Here is a 19,995-nt window from a genome sequence, read left to right as displayed (position 1 = left end):
GGGTTGTCATCAAAGTTGGGGGCAGTGATCAGGATTTCAAGGGCTCTTCGATTTTGAAGTGGGCGCGCGCCGTCGCGATGGGTTCGGCTTCGGTGCTTTGCCAGGCGGTAATCGCCACGTTGGCAACACGGCGGCCTTGACGGGCAACCTGACAACGAGCCCATGTGTCGCGGAAGTGCCCTGCACGCAAATAGTCGAGAGAAAAGTCGATAATCTTCGGGACTTCCGGCGAACCGGTGAAAATCAGTAGGTGCAGCGCTGCGGACAGCTCCATGAAACCGGCAATCACGCCACCATGGATGGCCGGTAGCAAAGGGTTTCCGATGTTGTCTTTATTGGCCGGCAGGCGGAACAGTAATTCATCCCCTACGCGCGAACATTCGACACCGATCAGCCTGGCGTAGGGAATCAACTCCAGGAGCGGAGCGTAATCCCCCTGCTCATGGGCTTGCTTAAGCTGATCCTTGATAGTGTCAGTCATTTCGCACTCCTCATTTCGTACCGCTGGCGATCGCGCCACCAAAACCTTTTGTGCCTTTAATGGCCGTGCCCATGCGCATGAACGTGCCGACGACATGGGCAATAGGCTGTTCGGGATCGTCCTGATAGGCAAAACCGCGGGCGAAGATCACATCGGTAGTCACTCGATAGCATTGGGCGAAACCATAGACATCTTTATGGGGCTCAGCGGCGTGCATGTAATCGATACGCAGGTCGAGTGTCGGGCAGACTTCGAATTCGGGCAGTACGCACAACGTGGACATGCCGCAGGCCGTGTCCATCAGCGAGGTCAGAGCGCCGCCATGGATAACGCCGGTTTGCGGGTTCCCGACAATCTGCGGGCTGTAAGGCAGGATGACGGTGAGCCCTTCATTGCTCGCGCTGTGAACGCGTAGCCCGAGCACCTGACAGTGACGCAATGCGGAAAGAAATCGCGTGGCACGCTCAAAAACAGGGTTTTCAGCCATGATTAAAACTCCATTTAGATGCTCGTTCGTCATACCCATGAGATCGGGCAAAAGTTCCCGTCAGAATAATCTTATATATCTGTGAGAATTGAGGAACTTAACGCTGACGGCTGTGCTCGAAAGGCCAGTAGATATTTTCCATAAGGAGAAACACCCCATGCAGAAGACTTTAGCTATTGCCTTGATGTTGACCGCTTCCCTCGGTCTCGCAGCCTGCGATAAAAAATCCGAGGACAAAGCTCAAGATGCTAACCAACATGCTGAGCAAGCTCAGCAAGACATGAACAAAGCTCAGGATAAAGTGAACGACGCAGCGAAAGAAAACGCCGAAGCTGCCAAAGCTCAGGCTGAATCGAACGAAGCAGCTGCAAAAGAAGCACCTAAAAACTAAATCGTTTTTAGCGTCGCAAAGAAAACCCGCCAAGTGCGGGTTTTCTTTTGTCTGCGATTTGGCTTTAGGGTTACAGCAAAATAGTTCTAAAAGTCGGACTAATCATCAGTAACAAAGAACACACTAAGCCGACGATCCATACCAGACTGCGTTGCCAGGCCAGATCGCCCCAATAGCACAGCAGATAGATGATGCGGAAAATAACAAAGATGATGGCCAGCGAATCAATCAACCATCCCGCCGTTTGCGTGGTGTGAGCCATCAAGACACCGACGGCAAACAAAATGAACGCTTCAATGCTGTTCTGATGAGCAGCCACTGCACGCGCACCGAACCCGGTGAGTTGAGCCTGTTGCTGGCGCGGCAGGTGATTGTTGTAACCGCCCTGCTCTTTCATTGCTTTGGCGACGGGCATGCGCGCCACATAAATAAGCAATGCGCTGATAAACACACACCAAAACGGAATACTCATCAAACAGCCTCTTTGTTCGCTTCAGGCAAGGGCGCCTCTGTAGGGGTATAGACCATCACGTCGAGAACGTCAGAATGAAACTCGCGTCGGTACAGCACCAGCACCACACCGGTACTCAACAGCATGAACAACCACGGGCTGACAAACCAGGCCAGCATCGTCATGCCAAAGTAATAGGAGCGCAGTCCGAAATTGAACTGGTTGGCAGCCATCGAAATGACACGCGCAGCGCGGGCGGCGAAAGCCTTTCGTTCCTGCTCGGACACATGCCGTTCACCGACCATGGGGGCCGAGCCGACCAGGATGGCCGCAAAGTTGTATTGCCGCATGCACCAGCTGAACGTGAAGAACGCATAGACAAAAACCATTGCCAGACACAGCAGCTTGATCTCTGACATGCCTTGGGACGCCTGTTGCACCATCGGAATATCCGCCAGCAACGACACCGCCCTTTCGGACGCACCCAGCACGGTGAGGATACCGGCCAGAATAATCAGCGTGCTGGAGGCGAAGAACGATGCATTACGTTCCAGGTTGCCAATCACACTGGCGTCGGCAATACGGTTGTCGCGCAAGAGCATGCGGCGCATCCAGTCTTCACGATACAGATGCAGCACACTGGCCAGGCAGGCGGTGTCGCGGCCTTTCCACGTGGCATAACGGGTGTAGCCGCCCCAGCAGATGACAAACCAGAGCGCGGCGAGAAGATGGATCAGGTTGGCGTGGATGAACGACATGCAGGTCCTTGTGATGTAGTGGCGTCGGTAAGCCTAGCGCTTACTGGCAGTGGTTCGACGATAGATCAGGGAAAAAGACACTGCACCGTTTGCAAAAAAAATGCCCCGCATCGATTGATACGGGGCATTTCCCTGTGTGTTCGCCGCCCGTTTGTGACGGGCCTTGAGGACGCTTAAGCCAACGCTTCTTCGCGTTTGCCCAGCAGGCGATCGCACACCACTGCGACAACCAGCGTCATGACCGATGGAACCAGCCACGCCAAACCTTGCTCGCTGAGCGGCAAGTGGGACAACTGCGCAGGCATCCAGTCCGCGAGACCTGCACCTTTAAGCGCATCGATCAGGCCGAAGATGAACGACACCAGCATCACCGGACCGACTATGCGGCCCTGTTCATGCCAGAAGTCTTTGCAGAAGCTCAACGCCACCAGCGCGATGCATGGCGGGTAGATGGCGGTAAGGACCGGGATCGAGAACGCAATCAGCTTGGTGAGCCCCAGGTTGGACACCAGGAGGGAGAACGCCGCCAGGATGATCACCAGGGTCTTGTAAGACAGTGGCAGCACACGGCTGAAGTACTCGGCACAAGCGCAGGTCAGGCCGACCGCTGTGACCAGGCACGCCAACGAGATCAGTACCGCAAGGAAACCGCTGCCCAGCGAACCGAAGGTGTGTTGAACATAGGCGTGCAGCACTGCCGCACCGTTGGTAGCACCGGCCGCCACTTCATGGCTGCCCGACCCAAGACGGAACAGACTGACGTAAACCAGCGCCAGGCCCACGCCGGCAATCAGCCCTGCAATAATCGCGTAACGGGTAATCAGTACCGGCGAATCAACGCCACGAGAGCGGATGGCGTTGACGATCACAATGCCGAACACCAGCGCACCCAGCGTATCCATGGTCAGGTAACCATTGATAAAGCCTTGGGAGAATGGAGCCGCCACGTATTCCGGCGTGGCCACACCGACATCACCGGCAGGCAAAGCAAATGCCGCAATGCCGAGTGCCGCCAGGGCAATGATCTTCAGCGGCGCGAGGAACCTTCCTACGGTATCCAGCAGACGGCCTGGATAGAGCGAAATGAAGAACACGAGCAGGAAGTACACCGAGCTATAGAGGAACAGCGCCAGCGGGCTTTCACCGGTCAGTGGTGCCAAGCCGACTTCGAACGACACGGTAGCGGTTCGCGGAGTGGCGAACAAAGGGCCTACAGCGAGGTAGCACGCGGCGGCCAGCAAGCCCCCGGCGACTTTACCGATCGGGCTGCTCAACGCATCCATGGCGCCGCCGACCTTGGCCAGGGCTACAACGGTGATGACCGGCAAACCGACTGCTGTGATCAGGAACCCTAGCGCCGCCATCCAGACATGAGGCCCGGACTGCAAACCGACGATAGGTGGGAAGATGATATTGCCAGCCCCGACAAACAGGGCAAACGTCATAAAACCAAGTGCCAGGATGTCCTGGCCTTTCAACACTTTCATTAAGGAAATACCACACTACTGAATCGGAATTTAGAGAGGGATTTCCCTTATGGGTGAGGGAAATGCTGTCGGTCCGCATAGGACTGACCCTTTTAGCGCGACGCTTCCTTGTGGGACGCTGACGCAAAAATGGCGGCTAGCCTAACGAATTTGGGTGACGAACGCACTGTTAGAGGGCGAACTATCCGATACACGACAATTCCATGTCGCATTTACATATCTAATTTACTTGCACCGGCCCATGTGGCGAGGGAGCTTGCTCCCGCCCGGCTGCGAAGCGGTCGTAAAACCAGTTCATGCGGTGTACCAGGCAAACTTCGATGGCCGGTTTTGGGGTCGCTTCGCAACCCAGCGGGAGCAAGCTCCCTCGCCACAAAAGTCACTGGCAACGCAAACCCCGGAAACAACAAAGGCCACCCGAAGGTGGCCTTTGTTTGGTGAAGCGTCAGCCAAGCACGAAGCTTATTTGATCGCCCAACCGGTCAGCTCGGACAAAGCCTTGCCGATGTCTGCCAGCGAACGCACGGTTTTAACGCCTGCGTCTTCCAGGGCAGCAAACTTCTCGTCTGCTGTGCCTTTGCCGCCAGAGATGATTGCGCCAGCATGGCCCATGCGCTTGCCCGCAGGGGCAGTCACACCAGCGATGTAGGAAACAACCGGCTTGGTCACGTGTGCCTTGATGTAGGCAGCCGCTTCTTCTTCAGCCGAACCGCCGATCTCACCGATCATAACGATCGCTTCGGTCTTCGGGTCTTCCTGGAACAGCTTCAGGATGTCGATGAAGTTCGAACCCGGGATCGGGTCACCACCGATGCCGACGCAAGTCGACTGACCGAAACCGGCGTCAGTAGTCTGCTTCACAGCTTCGTAGGTCAGGGTGCCGGAACGGGAAACGATACCGACCTTGCCTGGCAAGTGAATGTGACCTGGCATGATGCCGATCTTGCATTCGCCTGGGGTGATCACGCCTGGGCAGTTAGGGCCGATCAGGACTACGCCCAGCTCGTCGCACTTAACTTTGGCGTCCAGCATGTCCAGGGTAGGAATGCCTTCGGTGATGCAAACGATCAGCTTGATGCCGCCGAAAGCAGCTTCCAGGATCGAGTCTTTGCAGAAAGGAGCTGGAACGTAGATCACACTGGCGGTGGCGCCAGTGGCAGCTACAGCGTCTTTCACAGTGTTGAACACTGGCAGACCCAGGTGTTCGGTGCCGCCTTTACCAGGCGTAACGCCACCGACCATCTTGGTGCCGTATTCGATGGCTTGCTGGGTGTGGAAACTACCTTGCGAACCGGTAATACCCTGGCAGATAACTTTGGTGTCTTTATTGATCAGGACGCTCATTATTTGCCCTCCGCAGCTTTGACAACTTGTTGAGCAGCGTCGGTCAGGCTGGTAGCAGCGATGATGTTCAAACCGCTTTCTGCCAGTACTTTAGCGCCCAGCTCAGCGTTGTTGCCTTCAAGGCGAACAACAACCGGGATTTTCACGCCGACTTCTTTCACAGCGCCGATGATGCCTTCGGCAATCATGTCGCAACGAACGATGCCGCCGAAGATGTTGACCAATACTGCAGCGACGTTAGTGTCGGACAGGATGATCTTGAACGCTTCGGTAACGCGTTCTTTGGTAGCACCGCCGCCCACGTCGAGGAAGTTGGCTGGTTTGCCGCCATGCAGGTTGACGATGTCCATGGTACCCATGGCCAGGCCAGCACCGTTGACCATGCAACCGATGTTGCCTTCCAGTGCTACGTAGTTCAGTTCGAACTTGGCAGCGTGCGCTTCGCGCGGATCGTCTTGCGACGGATCGTGGAAAGTCTTCAGCTTAGGCTGACGGTACATGGCGTTGGCGTCGATGTTGATCTTGGCGTCGAGGCAATGCAGATCGCCGTCAGCCTTGATCACCAGCGGGTTCACTTCCAGCAGAGCCAGGTCGTGATCCTTGAACAGTTTGGCCAGACCTACGAAGATCTTGGCGAACTGAGCAACCTGCTTGCCTTCCAGACCCAGCTGGAATGCCAGCTCGCGACCCTGGAATGGCTGAGCGCCAACCAGTGGATCGATAGTGGCCTTCAGAATTTTTTCAGGCGTGTCGTGAGCGATCTTCTCGATGTCCACGCCACCTTCGGTGGAAGCCATGAACACGATACGACGGCTGGAACGGTCAACGACAGCGCCCAGGTACAGCTCTTTAGCGATATCAGTGCACGATTCAACCAGGATCTTGGTGACTGGCTGACCATTGGCATCAGTCTGGTAAGTCACCAGACGCTTGCCCAGCCACTGCTGTGCGAATGCCTTGGCGTCTTCTTTGCTGCGAACCAGCTTTACGCCGCCCGCTTTACCGCGACCACCAGCGTGGACCTGGGCTTTGACAACCCACTCGGTACCACCGATTTTGTCGCAAGCTTCTGCTGCTGCTTCCGGGGTGTCTACGGCGAAACCCTGGGATACTGGCAGGCCGTACTCAGCGAACAGCTGCTTACCCTGATACTCGTGAAGATTCATGCTTATTACCGTCTTCGTTAGGTACTGCGCATTCGGTGCTGCACTTGTTCAAGTGCCGCACCACCTGTGACTGCTGCTTGCGTAGCCTTTCCGGACAACCGGTGCAGCTACGCAAGACTGCGTCCAGCGGATGTTCCGCGGTGAGCTTTGCATGCAAGGCTCACGACGGGCTAAACCGCCGTGGTTTCTTATTGTCTTAACGCTTCTTGCGGTTGGCGATGTGGATGGCGCCGCCATTCACAGCCAGAGCTGCTTCGTGCAAGGCTTCAGACAGGGTCGGATGGGAGAAAACCATCATGCCCAGGTCTTCAGCGCTGGTGCCGAATTCCATACCGATCGCGCCCTGCTGAACCAGTTCTGCAGCGCTCGGGCCAATTACGTGAACGCCCAATACGCGGTCAGTCTTGGCATCGGCGATGACCTTGACGAAACCACCGGTATCGTTGGCTGCCATGGCACGGCCAGAAGCGGCGAACGGGAAAGTGCCGACGTTAACTTCAACGCCTTCGGCTTTCAAGGTCTGCTCGGTTTTACCCACCCATGCGATTTCCGGGTGAGTATAAATAACAGACGGGATCAGGTCATAGTTGATTTGGGCTTTGTGGCCCTTGATGCGCTCAACAACCATGATGCCTTCTTCGGACGCCTTGTGCGCCAGCATCATGCCGCGAACCACGTCACCGATCGCGTAAACGCCCGGAACGCTGGTAGCGCACTGGTCGTCAACGAAAACGAAACCGCGCTCGTCAATGTTCACACCGCTGTCGGCAGCCAACAGTTCGGTGGTCACTGGACGGCGACCAACGGCAACGATCAGCTTGTCGAACGTGATGTTCTGTTCGCCATTGGCATCGGTGTAGTTCACAACGACTTCGTCGCCGTTCACTTTGGAACCGGTAACGCGAGCGCCCAGCTTGATGTCCAGACCTTGTTTGGTCAGGGTCTTGAAGGCTTCCTTGGAAACCGCTTCGTCAGCGGCCGGCAGGAACTTCTCCAGCGCTTCCAGAACGACGACCTGGGAACCAAGACGCGACCATACCGAACCCAGTTCCAGGCCGATGACGCCAGCGCCGATCACGCCCAGGCGCTTAGGCACGGACTGGAATTCCAGTGCGCCCGTCGAATCGACGATCACGTTCTGGTCAACAGGAGCCGGTGGAATATCGATCGGGCGCGAGCCCGAAGCCAGAATCACGTTCTCGGCTTCGATGATTTCAACGGTGCCGTCTGGCTTGGTCAGCTCAACGCGCTTGCCGGCCAGCAGTTTGCCGTGGCCTTGCAGGGAAGTTACGCCGTTTGCCTTGAACAGGGTTGCAACGCCAGAGGTCAGGCCTTTGACGATGTTGGCTTTACGGCCAACCATTGCAGCCACGTCCATGGTCACGCCAGCGTGATTGATACCGTGGATCGCGAAGCCTTCTTTGGCTTCCTTGTATTTCCAGGAGCTGTCCAGCAGCGCCTTGGATGGAATGCAGCCGACGTTCAGGCAAGTACCGCCCAGCGCGAGTTTCCCTTCGCCGTCGGTGTATTTCTCGATGCAGGCCGTCGAGAGACCCAGCTGCGCTGCTTTGATGGCAGCCACATAGCCGCCAGGGCCCGCGCCGATCACTACTACGTCAAATTTCTGCGACATTCAAAAAATCCTCTTTTGGCAACAAGCTTGAAGCCGCAAGCCTCAAGCCAAGCCGCAATTTCTTGCCGCTTGAAGCTTGAGACCTGCAGCCGCTTCTATCAGATATCCAGCAGCAAACGAGCCGGGTCTTCCAGCAGGTTCTTGATGGTAACCAGGAAGGTCACAGCTTCTTTGCCATCGATCAGACGGTGATCGTAGGACAGAGCCAGGTACATCATCGGACGGATAACGACCTGACCGTTGATCGCCATAGGACGCTGCAGAATATTATGCATGCCCAGGATAGCCGCCTGCGGCGGGTTGACGATCGGGGTCGACATCATCGAACCGAAGGTACCACCGTTGGTGATGGTGAAAGTGCCGCCGGTCATTTCGTCCATGGACAGTTTGCCGTCACGAGCCTTCTTGCCGAAGGTGGCGATGCCGCCTTCGATTTCAGCCAGACTCATCAGTTCGGCGTTACGCAGAACCGGTACAACCAGGCCGCGGTCGCTGGAAACAGCAACACCGACGTCGGCGTAGCCGTGGTAAACGATGTCGGCACCGTCGATCGACGCGTTGACAGCCGGGAAGCGTTTCAGCGCTTCGGTAGCCGCCTTGACGAAGAACGACATGAAGCCCAGGCGTACGCCGTTATGGCTCTTCTCGAAGAGATCCTTGTACTTCGAACGCAGCGCCATGACTTCAGTCATGTCGACTTCGTTGAACGTAGTCAGCATTGCCATGTTCGATTGAGCTTCAACCAGACGCTTGGCAACGGTGGCCCGCACGCGGGTCATCGGAACGCGCTTCTCGATGCGGTCGCCAGCGGCGAAAACCGGAGCAGCGGCGGCCGGTGCAGCAGCCTTCGCAGGCGCGGCAGCAGGTGCGGATTTCTTGGCGGCTACAGCTGCAACCACGTCTTCCTTGGTCACACGACCGCCTTTGCCAGTACCGGCAACGGAGGAGATGTTGATGCCGTTTTCTTCAGCCAGCTTGCGAGCAGCCGGTGCAGCAACAGGATCGTCTTCGCCTTCAGCGGCAGGAGCAGCAGCTTGTGCAGCAGCAGGTGCTGCGGCGGCAGCTGGAGCGGCAGCAGCGCCGCCCGCTTCGATGGAGCCCAGGACTTCGTCGGACAGAACGGTGTCGCCTTCGTTCTTGACGATAGCGCCCAGCACGCCGTCAGCGGTAGCCAACACTTCCAGAACAACCTTGTCGGTTTCGATATCGACGATCAGGTCATCACGCTTTACAGCGTCGCCCGGTTGTTTGTGCCAGGTGGCAACGGTGCCATCGGCAACCGATTCCGGGAAAGTGGGGGCTTTGATTTCGATAGCCATTATCTGTGGGTCCTTAAATTCGGTTTCAGGTGCGCGAAGGCGTTAAACAGTAAAGGCGTCTTGCAGCAGTTTTTCCTGCTGTTCGGCGTGCATCGATGCATAACCACAAGCAGGTGCAGCGGAAGCGTCACGACCGGCGTACTCGAGTACGAGTGCCTTGTTGTGATTGCCAACGATGCGGCGCATGTGATGCTGGCTGCAGTACCAGGCACCCTGGTTCATCGGCTCTTCCTGACACCAAACGATATGTTTGAGGTTGGTGTACGGAGCCAGGACTTCGTTCAAGTCGTCCTCAGGGAATGGGTACAGCTGCTCGATACGCACGACGGCGATGTCGTCACGACCTTCGGCACGGCGTTTTTCCAGCAGGTCGTAGTAGACCTTGCCGCTGCACAGAACAATGCGCTCGACCTTTTTCGGGTCTTGAACATCGATTTCCGGGATAACGGTCTGGAACGAACCTTCGGCCAGATCTTCCAGGGTCGACACGGCCAGTTTGTGACGCAACAGCGACTTTGGAGTCAGCACGATCAACGGCTTGCGCAGCGGGCGGATCACCTGACGACGCAGCAAGTGGTAGATCTGAGCCGGCGTAGTCGGTACGGCTACCTGAATGTTGTGCTCGGCGCACAGCTGCAGGTAACGCTCCAGACGAGCCGAAGAGTGCTCCGGACCCTGACCTTCATAACCGTGCGGCAGCAGCATGGTCAGACCGCAAAGACGGCCCCACTTGTGCTCGCCACTGGTGATGAACTGGTCGATAACCACCTGGGCACCGTTGGCGAAGTCGCCGAACTGGGCTTCCCAGATCACCAGCGCCTCAGGCGTGGTGGTCGAGTAACCGTATTCGAACGCCAGTACGGCTTCTTCGGACAGGAACGAATCGTACAGATCGAAACGTGGCTGGCCCTTGTACAGGTTTTGCAACGGGATGTAGGTGCCCGCGTCTTTCTGGTTGTGCAAGACAGCGTGACGGTGCGAGAACGTACCGCGACCGATGTCCTGACCCGTCATGCGGATCGGGTGACCTTCGAACGCCAGGGTCGCGTACGCCATGGTTTCGGCGTAACCCCAGTTGATCGGCAGGCCGCCGACTTGCATCTTCTGACGGTCTTCGTAGATTTTCGAGACCTGGCGCTGAACCACGAAGCCTTCTGGAATTTCCAGCAGCTTGGCGGACAGTTCCTGCAAGGTTTTCAGATCGAAGCGAGTGTCGTGACGCGCGGTCCAGGCGTGGCCCAGATACGGACGCCAGTCCACGAACAACTCTTTGTTCGGCTCTTTGACCAGGCTTTTTACAACATGCAGACCGTTGTCCAGCGCATTGCGGTATTCGTCGACTTTCGCCTGAACACGCTCTGCGTCGACCACACCGCCCTGGGTCAGACGATCGGCGTACAGCTCACGGGTGGTGCGCTGCTTGGTGATCTGCTGATACATGATCGGCTGGGTGCCGCTCGGCTCGTCGGCCTCGTTGTGGCCGCGACGACGGTAGCAGACGAGGTCGATCACCACGTCACGCTTGAACTGCATGCGGTAATCAATGGCCAGTTGGGTAACGAACAACACGGCTTCCGGATCATCACCATTCACATGGAGGATCGGCGCCTGGATCATTTTGGCAACGTCGGTGGCGTACTCGGTGGAACGCGAGTCCAGCGGGTTGCTGATAGTGAAACCAACCTGGTTGTTGATCACGATGTGCACAGTGCCGCCGGTTTTGAAACCGCGGGTCTGCGACATCTGGAAGGTTTCCATCACCACGCCCTGACCGGCGAATGCCGCGTCACCGTGGATGGAGATCGGCAGAACCTTCTCGCCGGTAGGGTCGTTACGACGATCCTGACGGGCGCGAACCGAACCCTCGACCACCGGGGAAACGATTTCCAGGTGGGACGGGTTGAACGCCATGGCCAGGTGAACTTCACCACCGGTGGTCATCACGTTGGACGAGAAGCCCTGGTGGTATTTAACGTCACCGGAACCCAGCTCGACCTTCTTCTTGCCTTCGAACTCGTCGAACAGCTCGCGCGGGTTCTTGCCGAAGGTGTTGACCAGAACGTTCAGACGGCCACGGTGGGCCATGCCGATGACGATTTCCTTGGTGCCGTAGGAACCGGAACGCTGGATCAGTTCGTCGAGCATCGGAATCAGGCTCTCGCCGCCTTCCAGACCGAAACGCTTGGTGCCCGGGTATTTGGTACCCAGGTATTTTTCCAGGCCTTCACCGGCAGTCACGCGCTCAAGCAGATGGCTCTTGATATCGGCGGAGTACGTCGGACGGCCACGCACGCTTTCCAGGCGCTGCTGGAACCACTGGCGCTGCTCGGAATCGGTGATGTGCGTAAATTCAGCGCCGATGGTGCGGCAATATGTCTGCTGCAACGCTTCGTGAATTTCGCGTAGGCTCGCTTCCTCTTTGCCGATGAACAGGTCTCCGGCACGGAAGGTCGTATCAAGATCGGCATTGGTCAAGCCGTAATGATTGATCGACAGGTCTGCAGGTGCAGGACGCTGCCACAGCCCCAGCGGGTCAAGCTGGGCTGCCTGGTGGCCACGCATACGGTAAGCCTGAATCAATCGCAGCACTTCAACTTGCTTCTTCTCGTGCTCACTGCTCACGCTGCCGGCGGAAACCGGTTGTGCGCGGCGCTGGTTCTTTGCCAGCAAGACGAAATGATCGCGAATTGTGGAGTGCGAAACATCGGTGGCAGTGTTGCCGTCAGCAGGCAACTTCTGGAAGTAGGTGCGCCACTCTTCTGGCACAGCGTTAGGGTCGTGCAGGTAGAGCTCGTAGAGCTCTTCCACATAGGCAGCGTTACTACCGGATAGGTAGGCGCTGTTCCACATGCGCTGCATCACGCTTTCTTGCATGCTTGGTCACCCTCGGTTAGGGGAACACCACCGGCGTCGATACCGAGCACGCTTGCAGAAGTCCGAATGCAGCGACTAAAACAAGCCACCTTGGATCACGCTGATAGTCCGGGTACCAGCCCGGATGCCCCTGCTTGTCTCATTTCTTCAAAATAAGAGCCGCAGCTTTATGGGCTGCTGCTCAGGTTAAAACTACGGCGCCGGTTGAAGCCTGCGCCGTAGCATCTACGGGTACAGCGGTCTTGCGGGTACTACTGCTGTATCACACGCCGCTTTGCAGAAGCATGTTACGAATGTGACCGATGGCCTTAGTCGGGTTCAGGCCTTTCGGACATACGTTGACGCAGTTCATGATCCCGCGGCAGCGGAATACGCTGAACGGGTCATCCAGCGAAGCCAGACGCTCGGACGTCTTGGTATCACGGCTGTCTGCCAGGAAGCGGTACGCTTGCAGCAGGGCAGCTGGACCCAGGAACTTGTCCGGGTTCCACCAGAAGGACGGGCAAGAGGTCGAGCAGCAAGCGCACAGGATGCACTCGTACAGACCGTCGAGCTTTTCACGCTCTTCAGGGGACTGCAGACGCTCGATGGCCGGAGCCGGCGTGTCGTTCTGCAGGTAAGGTTTCACCTTCTCGTATTGCTTGTAGAAGATGCTCATATCGACGACCAGGTCACGAATGACCGGCAAACCTGGCAGTGGACGAACAACCAACTTGTTACCTTTTACGACAGCGGACAGCGGCGTTACGCACGCCAGACCGTTTTTGCCGTTGATGTTCATGCCGTCGGAACCGCAAACACCTTCACGGCAAGAGCGACGATAGGAGAAACCTTCGTCCTGCTCTTTGATCAGGGCCAGCACGTCCAGCACCATCAGGTCTTTACCACCGGTATCAACCTGGAACTCCTGCATGAACGGCGCGGCGTCCTGATCAGGGTTGTAACGATAAACGCTGACTTTCAACATGGCGGCCACCCTTAATAAGTCCGAATCTTAGGTTCAAAAGTCGGAACAGTTTTCGGCGAGAAGTTCACGGCACGTTTGGTAACGCGCTTGTCACCCGGGAAGAACAAGGTGTGGCACAGCCAGTTTTCATCGTCGCGGTCTTCAAAGTCTTCACGGGCGTGAGCACCGCGGGACTCTTTACGGATTTCTGCAGCGATGGCGGTGGCTTCGGCCACTTCCAGCAGGTTTTGCAGTTCCAGCGCTTCGATACGCGCAGTGTTGAACGCCTGCGACTTATCGTTGATCTTGACGTTGGCGATGCGCACGCGCAGGTCAGCCAGCTGGGCAATACCCTTCTGCATGTATTCGCCGGTACGGAATACACCGAAGTAGTTCTGCATGCAGCTCTGCAGCTCGCGACGCAGGGTTGCCACGTCTTCACCATCGGTACGCTCGTTCAGAGCGGACAGACGCGCCAGGGCGGTTTCGATGTTGGCGTCGGTAGCGTCATCGTATTCGATGCCGTCAGTCAGCGCTTTTTCCAGGTGCAGACCGGCCGCACGACCGAACACAACCAGGTCGAGCAACGAGTTGCCGCCCAGACGGTTGGCACCGTGAACCGATACGCAAGCCACTTCACCCACTGCGAACAGACCAGGGATGATGGTGTCGACGCCTTCGGCATCCTGGGTGATCGCCTGGCCATGAATGTTGGTCGGAACACCGCCCATCATATAGTGGCAAGTCGGAACAACCGGAACCGGAGCAACAACCGGGTCAACGTGAGCAAAGGTCTTGGACAGTTCGCAGATGCCAGGCAGGCGGCTGTGCAGTACTTCTTCGCCCAGGTGATCGAGCTTGAGCAGTACGTGGTCGCCATTCGGACCGCAACCGTTACCGGCGATGATTTCCTTGACCATTGAGCGGGCAACAACGTCACGACCGGCAAGGTCTTTGGCGTTCGGAGCGTAGCGCTCCATGAAACGCTCGCCGTGCTTGTTGATGAGGTAACCACCTTCACCACGGCAACCTTCAGTCACCAGTACACCAGCGCCGGCAATACCGGTCGGGTGGAACTGCCACATTTCGATGTCTTGCACCGGAACGCCAGCACGCAGGGCCATGCCGACGCCGTCACCGGTGTTGATCAGGGCATTGGTGGTAGACGAGTAGATGCGACCGGCACCGCCCGTCGCCAGCACGGTGGCCTTGGCGCGAATGTAGCTGGTCTCGCCGGTTTCGATGCAGATGGCGATCACGCCGACGAATTCGCCTTGCGCGTTCTTCACCAGATCAACCGCGTAGTACTCGTTCAGGAACGTGGTGCCCGCTTTCAGGTTGCCCTGATAAAGGGTGTGCAGCAGCGCGTGACCGGTACGGTCGGAAGCGGCGCAGGTACGGGCAGCCTGGCCACCTTTACCGTAATCCTTCGACTGACCGCCGAATGGACGCTGGTAGATACGTCCTTGTTCGGTACGGGAGAACGGCAGACCCATGTGGTCCAGTTCAAAGACCGCAGCAGGGCCTTCCTGACACATGTATTCGATAGCATCCTGGTCACCGATATAGTCGGAACCCTTGACGGTATCGTACATGTGCCAGCGCCAGTCATCGTTCGGATCGGCCGAAGCGATGGCGCAGGTAATGCCACCCTGGGCGGACACAGTGTGCGAACGGGTCGGGAAAACCTTGGTGATCACGGCAGTCTTGTGACCGCCCTGCGCCAGTTGAAGCGCTGCGCGCATGCCGGCACCGCCACCACCAATAATGATGGCGTCGAAAGAAATCGTTGGAATGTTAGCCATGAATCAGATACCCCAGAGAATCTGCACACCCCAGACGAAGTAAGCGAACATCGCAACGCCGCATACTGCCTGGAAAAGGAAACGTACTGCAGTCGCGGACTTGCCCAGCGCCATCGGCGTCAGGTAGTCGGTCGCGATGGTCCACATGCCGACCCAGGCGTGAGCGCCCAAGGCCACAAGGGCCAGCAGACTGAAGATACGCATCCCGTTGTGGGCGAACAGGCCGTGCCATTGGTCGTAGCCAATGCCCGGGTTCGCAGCGAGGTATCCGATCAGGAAGATGAAATAAGCCGCGAGAACGACCGCAGACACACGTTGCGCCATCCAGTCATAAAGGCCGGAACGCGAAAGGTTCGTAACGCTGGTTACCATATCCAAACTCCTGCCAGAACGATCAACACCACGGAAACGGCGATGATAATTTTCGAGCCCAGGCGGCCGCCTTCCAGCGTCTCACCGATGCCCATATCCATGATCAAGTGGCGCACACCGGCTACCAGGTGATACAGAAGAGCGGACAGGAGGCCCCATGCTACGAACTTGGCCAGCGGGCTGGTCAAGGTTGCCTTCACGTCGGCAAAACCTTCCTCGGAACCCAGAGACTTGCCCAATGCATAAAGCATGAAGCCAAGGCCCAGGAAGAGGATGATGCCGGAAACACGGTGAAGAAACGACGTAACGCCGGTGATGGGGAGTTTGATGGTCCTTAGGTCTAGGTTTACAGGTCGTTGGCTTTTCACGGCTTTTTTTTCACACTGAAGAGCCCCTAACAATCAGGGCAAAGTTGTTGGGGAGTGCACTGGTCAGGTAACCACCACCCAGGGATGCGACCCCCAATAAAGCAGGCCCAAAAGCCCCTGGCGGTCGGTGGCCGAGTATAGACAGTTAGGCTACTAATGACAACGCGTTCACCTTCCCCTAATAGCGCATTGCACAAGTTGGATAAAAGGCGTAAATGGCAGGCAATTTCGAGGAAAAAGTACGGTTAAAGCCTTCTGGAGCAAGACTTTAGGCAAATTGACATTCGAATTTATCTCACTATAGTGGTGCGGGCCCTGCGTGGGGGGTCTGTCTGATGATTTCAAGCATAAATAGGAGGCCACATGGCTGACAAAAAAGCGCAGTTGATCATCGAGGGCGCAGCCCCCGTCGAGCTGCCCATTTTAACCGGCACCGTTGGTCCCGATGTTATCGATGTTCGGGGCCTGACGGCCACGGGCCGTTTCACCTTTGACCCTGGTTTCATGTCGACCGCCTCCTGCGAGTCGAAGATCACCTATATCGACGGCGACAACGGCATTCTGTTGCACCGCGGTTACCCGATCGAGCAGTTGGCTGAAAAGTCGGACTACCTGGAAACCTGCTATCTGCTGCTCAACGGCGAATTGCCGACCGCAGAACAGAAGGCCCAGTTCGTCAGCACCGTCAAGAACCACACCATGGTTCACGAGCAGCTGAAGACCTTCTTCAACGGCTTCCGTCGCGACGCCCACCCGATGGCCGTCATGTGCGGCGTAGTCGGCGCCCTCTCGGCCTTCTACCACGACTCCCTCGACATCAATAACCCGCAGCATCGCGAAATCTCCGCGATCCGCCTGGTTGCCAAGATGCCGACCCTGGCAGCGATGGTTTACAAGTACTCCATGGGTCAACCCATGATGTACCCGCGCAACGACCTGACGTACGCGGAAAACTTCCTGCACATGATGTTCAACACCCCGTGCGAGATCAAACCGATCAGCCCGGTACTCGCCAAGGCCATGGACCGGATCTTCATCCTCCATGCCGACCACGAGCAAAACGCATCGACTTCCACCGTACGTCTGGCCGGCTCTTCGGGTGCCAACCCGTTCGCCTGCATCGCCGCCGGTATCGCTGCACTGTGGGGCCCTGCTCACGGCGGCGCGAACGAAGCTGTTCTGACCATGCTGGATGAAATTGGCGATGTGTCGAACATCGACAAGTTCATCGCCAAGGCCAAGGACAAGAACGATCCGTTCAAACTGATGGGCTTCGGTCACCGGGTTTACAAAAACCGCGACCCTCGCGCCACCGTGATGAAGCAGACCTGCGACGAAGTACTGAAAGAGCTGGGCATCAACAACGATCCGCAACTCGAACTGGCCATGCGCCTGGAAGAGATCGCCCTGACCGACCCTTACTTCATCGAACGCTCGCTGTACCCGAACGTCGACTTCTACTCGGGGATCATCCTCAAGGCGATCGGCATTCCAACCAGCATGTTCACCGTAATCTTCGCCCTGGCGCGGACCGTCGGCTGGATCTCCCACTGGAAAGAAATGCTCTCCAGCCCGTACAAGATTGGCCGCCCGCGCCAGCTGTACACCGGCTACGAGTCGCGTGACATCACCAAGCTGGAAGACCGCAAATAAGACCTGTCTTGCGATAACGTCTTTTGCAGTACCGAAAACGGCCTCCTGCTTTTATATAAAGAGCAGGAGGCCGTTTTTGTTTGCCTGGGGTTCACGCAGCGACTGAAGCATCGCTATCGCCAGCAGGCTGGCTCCCACAGGGAGCACGCATCCAATGTGGAAGCCAGCCTGCTGGCGATAAGGTCAAATCCGGCGACACACACCCTTCAGACGGAAACAAAAATGCCCCGATCTCTCGATCGGGGCATTTCTGTTTAACCCACCTTACTCAAACAAACCTGAAGCCTTAGTGCGAAACCGCCCCACTCGCCCCCAAACCTGTCTGCGAACGAACAAATTGCGGGAAGAACAACGCCCGTTCCTTGACGCCTGCCGCGGATTTGTCAGTGACCGAGAAGAACCAGATCCCCACAAACGCAATGGCCATCGAGAACAACGCAGGGTACTCATACGGGAAGATAGCCTTCTCGTGATGCAGGATCTGCACCCAGATGGTCGGACCGAGCACCATCAAACCAACAGCGCTGATCAGACCCAGCCAGCCGCCGATCATCGCACCACGCGTGGTGAGCTTCTTCCAGTACATGGAAAGCAACAGCACCGGGAAGTTACAGCTCGCCGCGATGGAGAACGCCAGGCCCACCATGAACGCGATGTTCTGGCTTTCGAACAGAATGCCCAGACCGATAGCCAGCACTGCCAAAGCGATAGTGGTGATTTTCGAGACGCGAATTTCATCCTTCTCGTTAGCCTTGCCCTTCTTGATCACACTGGCATACAGGTCGTGGGACACCGCCGAAGCACCGGCCAGGGTCAGACCGGCAACTACTGCCAGAATGGTCGCGAACGCTACTGCCGAGATGAAGCCCAGGAAGATACTGCCGCCGACCGCGTTGGCCAGGTGCACCGCCGCCATGTTGTTGCCGCCCAACAGTGCGCCGGCAGCATCTTTGAAGGCAGGGTTGGTGCTGACAAGCAGGATCGCGCCGAAGCCGATGATGAACGTCAGGATATAGAAGTAGCCAATGAAACCTGTCGCGTACAGCACGCTCTTGCGAGCTTCTTTCGCATCACTCACGGTGAAGAAGCGCATCAGAATGTGCGGCAGGCCAGCGGTACCGAACATCAGCGCCAGACCCAGGGAGAACGCAGAGACCGGGTCTTTCACCAGACCGCCCGGGCTCATGATCGCGTCACCTTTCGGGTGAACCTTGATGGCTTCGGAGAACAGTGCGTTGAAATCGAAGTTGACGTGCTTCATGACCATCAGCGCCATGAACGAGGCACCGGACAGCAGCAAGACAGCCTTGATGATCTGCACCCACGTGGTCGCCAGCATGCCGCCGAACAACACATACATGCACATCAGGATGCCGACCAGGATCACTGCAACATGATAGTCGAGACCGAACAGCAGCTGGATCAGCTTGCCGGCGCCGACCATTTGCGCGATCAGGTAGAACGCCACCACCACCAGCGAACCGCACGCGGACAGCGAGCGAATCTGGGTTTGCCCAAGGCGGTAGGACGCCACGTCGGCAAAGGTGTATTTACCCAGGTTGCGCAGACGTTCGGCGATCAGGAACAGAATGATTGGCCAGCCCACCAGGAAGCCGATCGAGTAGATCAGGCCGTCGTAGCCGGACGTGAACACCAGGGCAGAAATACCCAGGAAAGACGCAGCCGACATGTAGTCACCGGCAATGGCCAGACCGTTCTGAAAGCCGGTGATCTTGCCACCCGCTGCATAGTAGTCGGCTGCCGAATTGTTCTTCTTCGAGGCCCAGTATGTGATGTACAACGTTGCGCCGACGAACGCCACGAACATGAGGATCGCGGGGATGTTCAGCGGTTGTTTGTGCACTTCGCCCGTCAGGGCTTCAGCCGCCCACGCGCCAGGCGCAAAGGCTGCAATGCTCAATAGAGCCATCAGACGCCGGATCATTGCTGAGCCTCCTTGAGAATCGCATTGTTCAGGTCGTCGAATTCGCCATTGGCGCGTCGAACATAAATAGCGGTCAAGATAAAGGCTGAGAGAATCAACCCGACACCGATCGGAATGCCCCAGGTAATCGATGACTCAGGACTGATTTTCGCCCCCAGTACATGCGGCCCGTAAGCAATCAGAAGGATGAATCCGGAGTAAAGCCCAAGCATGATCGCCGAAAGAATCCAGGCGAACTTTTCTCGTTTACTAACCAGCTCCTTGAAGCGCGGGCTGTTTTGAATCGAGAGGTAAATGCTGTCGTTCATTGTTTTTATCCTCGCAGCACAGATTATTGTTGGAACGTTATCCACTCTATGCGGCTGCGGGCCAGGTTCCAGACGACCTTAGTATTAGAACGACATGACAGACTCGCCAAACTCCAGCACACAGAAATAAATGTGGGAGCGAGCCGGCTCGCGACAGCGGTGCAACCGTCAACATCATTGCTGACTGATGCACCGCAATCGCGAGCA

General features: G+C 57.0%; 18 protein-coding genes. 2 read left to right on the top strand and 16 right to left on the bottom strand.

Going from position 1 to position 19,995, the window contains the following annotated elements; all coding sequences use genetic code 11:
- Positions 1-28 precede the first annotated feature (28 nt).
- Entirely contained in the window at positions 29-481 is a 453-nt protein-coding gene (locus tag ACA063_RS08110; protein WP_497665427.1) for a PaaI family thioesterase, read from the bottom strand.
- 10 nt (positions 482-491) lie between these two features.
- Positions 492-968: a PaaI family thioesterase gene (locus ACA063_RS08105; RefSeq protein ID WP_497665426.1), complete on the bottom strand. Its 477-nt coding sequence runs from the start codon at positions 966-968 to the stop codon at positions 492-494.
- A 157-nt stretch (positions 969-1,125) separates the two neighbouring features.
- Here ACA063_RS08105 and ACA063_RS08100 point away from each other — a divergent pair, with 157 nt between their 5' ends.
- Positions 1,126-1,359 carry a hypothetical protein gene (locus tag ACA063_RS08100; RefSeq protein WP_162436063.1) on the top strand — a complete coding sequence of 78 codons (234 nt, stop codon included), beginning with the start codon at positions 1,126-1,128 and terminating at the stop codon, positions 1,357-1,359.
- 70 nt (positions 1,360-1,429) lie between these two features.
- On the opposite strand, the gene ACA063_RS08095 is transcribed toward ACA063_RS08100, so the two are convergent.
- The 12 genes from ACA063_RS08095 to sdhC all read right to left on the bottom strand — a co-directional run bounded on the left by ACA063_RS08095 (position 1,430) and on the right by sdhC (position 15,882).
- Complete coding sequence (locus ACA063_RS08095; RefSeq protein ID WP_497665425.1) at positions 1,430-1,831, bottom strand: MAPEG family protein; 402 nt, start codon at positions 1,829-1,831, stop codon at positions 1,430-1,432.
- On the bottom strand, positions 1,831-2,568 hold the full coding sequence (locus tag ACA063_RS08090; RefSeq protein WP_162436061.1) for a DUF599 domain-containing protein: 738 nt from the start codon (positions 2,566-2,568) through the stop codon (positions 1,831-1,833). The genes ACA063_RS08095 and ACA063_RS08090 overlap by 1 nt, the downstream gene beginning before the upstream one ends.
- A 173-nt stretch (positions 2,569-2,741) precedes the next feature.
- Positions 2,742-4,055 (bottom strand): branched-chain amino acid transport system II carrier protein, encoded by a 1,314-nt coding sequence (gene brnQ, locus ACA063_RS08085; protein ID WP_162436060.1) that lies wholly within the window; start codon positions 4,053-4,055, stop codon positions 2,742-2,744.
- A 462-nt stretch (positions 4,056-4,517) separates the two neighbouring features.
- Positions 4,518-5,399, bottom strand: coding sequence for a succinate--CoA ligase subunit alpha (gene sucD, locus ACA063_RS08080; RefSeq protein WP_008148605.1), 882 nt, complete (start codon positions 5,397-5,399; stop codon positions 4,518-4,520).
- Positions 5,399-6,565 (bottom strand): ADP-forming succinate--CoA ligase subunit beta, encoded by a 1,167-nt coding sequence (gene sucC, locus ACA063_RS08075; protein ID WP_008148602.1) that lies wholly within the window; start codon positions 6,563-6,565, stop codon positions 5,399-5,401. The genes sucD and sucC overlap by 1 nt, the downstream gene beginning before the upstream one ends.
- 196 nt (positions 6,566-6,761) lie before the next feature.
- Complete coding sequence (gene lpdA / locus ACA063_RS08070) at positions 6,762-8,198, bottom strand: dihydrolipoyl dehydrogenase (protein ID WP_162436059.1); 1,437 nt, start codon at positions 8,196-8,198, stop codon at positions 6,762-6,764.
- A 98-nt stretch (positions 8,199-8,296) separates the two neighbouring features.
- The gene (odhB, locus tag ACA063_RS08065) at positions 8,297-9,517 is read right to left on the bottom strand and encodes a 2-oxoglutarate dehydrogenase complex dihydrolipoyllysine-residue succinyltransferase (RefSeq protein WP_162436058.1); all 1,221 of its coding nucleotides are present in this window, start codon (positions 9,515-9,517) and stop codon (positions 8,297-8,299) included.
- A gap of 42 nt (positions 9,518-9,559) precedes the next feature.
- Entirely contained in the window at positions 9,560-12,391 is a 2,832-nt protein-coding gene (locus ACA063_RS08060) for a 2-oxoglutarate dehydrogenase E1 component (protein ID WP_162436057.1), read from the bottom strand.
- A 262-nt stretch (positions 12,392-12,653) separates the two neighbouring features.
- Positions 12,654-13,358, bottom strand: a complete 705-nt coding sequence (locus tag ACA063_RS08055; RefSeq protein ID WP_045057758.1) for a succinate dehydrogenase iron-sulfur subunit — start codon at positions 13,356-13,358, stop codon at positions 12,654-12,656.
- 11 nt (positions 13,359-13,369) lie between these two features.
- Positions 13,370-15,142, bottom strand: coding sequence for a succinate dehydrogenase flavoprotein subunit (gene sdhA / locus ACA063_RS08050; RefSeq protein WP_497665424.1), 1,773 nt, complete (start codon positions 15,140-15,142; stop codon positions 13,370-13,372).
- 3 nt (positions 15,143-15,145) lie between these two features.
- Positions 15,146-15,514, bottom strand: a complete 369-nt coding sequence (gene sdhD, locus ACA063_RS08045) for a succinate dehydrogenase, hydrophobic membrane anchor protein (protein ID WP_007977503.1) — start codon at positions 15,512-15,514, stop codon at positions 15,146-15,148.
- A complete protein-coding gene (sdhC, locus tag ACA063_RS08040; protein ID WP_033052382.1) occupies positions 15,508-15,882 on the bottom strand; it encodes a succinate dehydrogenase, cytochrome b556 subunit in 375 nt (124 codons plus the stop codon). Before sdhC ends, sdhD begins: the two co-directional genes overlap by 7 nt.
- Positions 15,883-16,245: 363 nt before the next feature.
- Here sdhC and gltA point away from each other — a divergent pair, with 363 nt between their 5' ends.
- The gene (gltA, locus tag ACA063_RS08035; protein WP_003222994.1) at positions 16,246-17,535 is read left to right on the top strand and encodes a citrate synthase; all 1,290 of its coding nucleotides are present in this window, start codon (positions 16,246-16,248) and stop codon (positions 17,533-17,535) included.
- A 286-nt stretch (positions 17,536-17,821) separates the two neighbouring features.
- Here gltA and ACA063_RS08030 read toward each other — a convergent pair whose 3' ends face one another.
- Entirely contained in the window at positions 17,822-19,480 is a 1,659-nt protein-coding gene (locus ACA063_RS08030) for a cation acetate symporter (RefSeq protein WP_162436052.1), read from the bottom strand.
- Entirely contained in the window at positions 19,477-19,788 is a 312-nt protein-coding gene (locus ACA063_RS08025) for a DUF485 domain-containing protein (protein ID WP_123434089.1), read from the bottom strand. The genes ACA063_RS08030 and ACA063_RS08025 overlap by 4 nt, the downstream gene beginning before the upstream one ends.
- Positions 19,789-19,995 lie beyond the last annotated feature (207 nt).

Source organism: Pseudomonas sp. LBUM1643 (assembly GCF_059716215.1).
Note: the sequence above shows the minus strand (reverse complement) of the source record. Positions and strands in the feature narration are given on the sequence as shown.

Excerpts from the sequence above, each read along its gene's own strand:
- ACA063_RS08110 (WP_497665427.1), bottom strand. The coding sequence starts at position 481 with ATGACTGACACTATCAAGGATCAGCTTAAGCAAGCCCATGAGCAGGGG.
- ACA063_RS08105 (WP_497665426.1), bottom strand. The coding sequence starts at position 968 with ATGGCTGAAAACCCTGTTTTTGAGCGTGCCACGCGATTTCTTTCCGCA.
- ACA063_RS08100 (WP_162436063.1), top strand. The coding sequence starts at position 1,126 with ATGCAGAAGACTTTAGCTATTGCCTTGATGTTGACCGCTTCCCTCGGT.
- ACA063_RS08095 (WP_497665425.1), bottom strand. The coding sequence starts at position 1,831 with ATGAGTATTCCGTTTTGGTGTGTGTTTATCAGCGCATTGCTTATTTAT.
- ACA063_RS08090 (WP_162436061.1), bottom strand. The coding sequence starts at position 2,568 with ATGTCGTTCATCCACGCCAACCTGATCCATCTTCTCGCCGCGCTCTGG.
- brnQ (WP_162436060.1), bottom strand. The coding sequence starts at position 4,055 with ATGAAAGTGTTGAAAGGCCAGGACATCCTGGCACTTGGTTTTATGACG.
- sucD (WP_008148605.1), bottom strand. The coding sequence starts at position 5,399 with ATGAGCGTCCTGATCAATAAAGACACCAAAGTTATCTGCCAGGGTATT.
- sucC (WP_008148602.1), bottom strand. The coding sequence starts at position 6,565 with ATGAATCTTCACGAGTATCAGGGTAAGCAGCTGTTCGCTGAGTACGGC.
- lpdA (WP_162436059.1), bottom strand. The coding sequence starts at position 8,198 with ATGTCGCAGAAATTTGACGTAGTAGTGATCGGCGCGGGCCCTGGCGGC.
- odhB (WP_162436058.1), bottom strand. The coding sequence starts at position 9,517 with ATGGCTATCGAAATCAAAGCCCCCACTTTCCCGGAATCGGTTGCCGAT.
- ACA063_RS08060 (WP_162436057.1), bottom strand. The coding sequence starts at position 12,391 with ATGCAAGAAAGCGTGATGCAGCGCATGTGGAACAGCGCCTACCTATCC.
- ACA063_RS08055 (WP_045057758.1), bottom strand. The coding sequence starts at position 13,358 with ATGTTGAAAGTCAGCGTTTATCGTTACAACCCTGATCAGGACGCCGCG.
- sdhA (WP_497665424.1), bottom strand. The coding sequence starts at position 15,142 with ATGGCTAACATTCCAACGATTTCTTTCGACGCCATCATTATTGGTGGT.
- sdhD (WP_007977503.1), bottom strand. The coding sequence starts at position 15,514 with ATGGTAACCAGCGTTACGAACCTTTCGCGTTCCGGCCTTTATGACTGG.
- gltA (WP_003222994.1), top strand. The coding sequence starts at position 16,246 with ATGGCTGACAAAAAAGCGCAGTTGATCATCGAGGGCGCAGCCCCCGTC.
- ACA063_RS08030 (WP_162436052.1), bottom strand. The coding sequence starts at position 19,480 with ATGATCCGGCGTCTGATGGCTCTATTGAGCATTGCAGCCTTTGCGCCT.
- ACA063_RS08025 (WP_123434089.1), bottom strand. The coding sequence starts at position 19,788 with ATGAACGACAGCATTTACCTCTCGATTCAAAACAGCCCGCGCTTCAAG.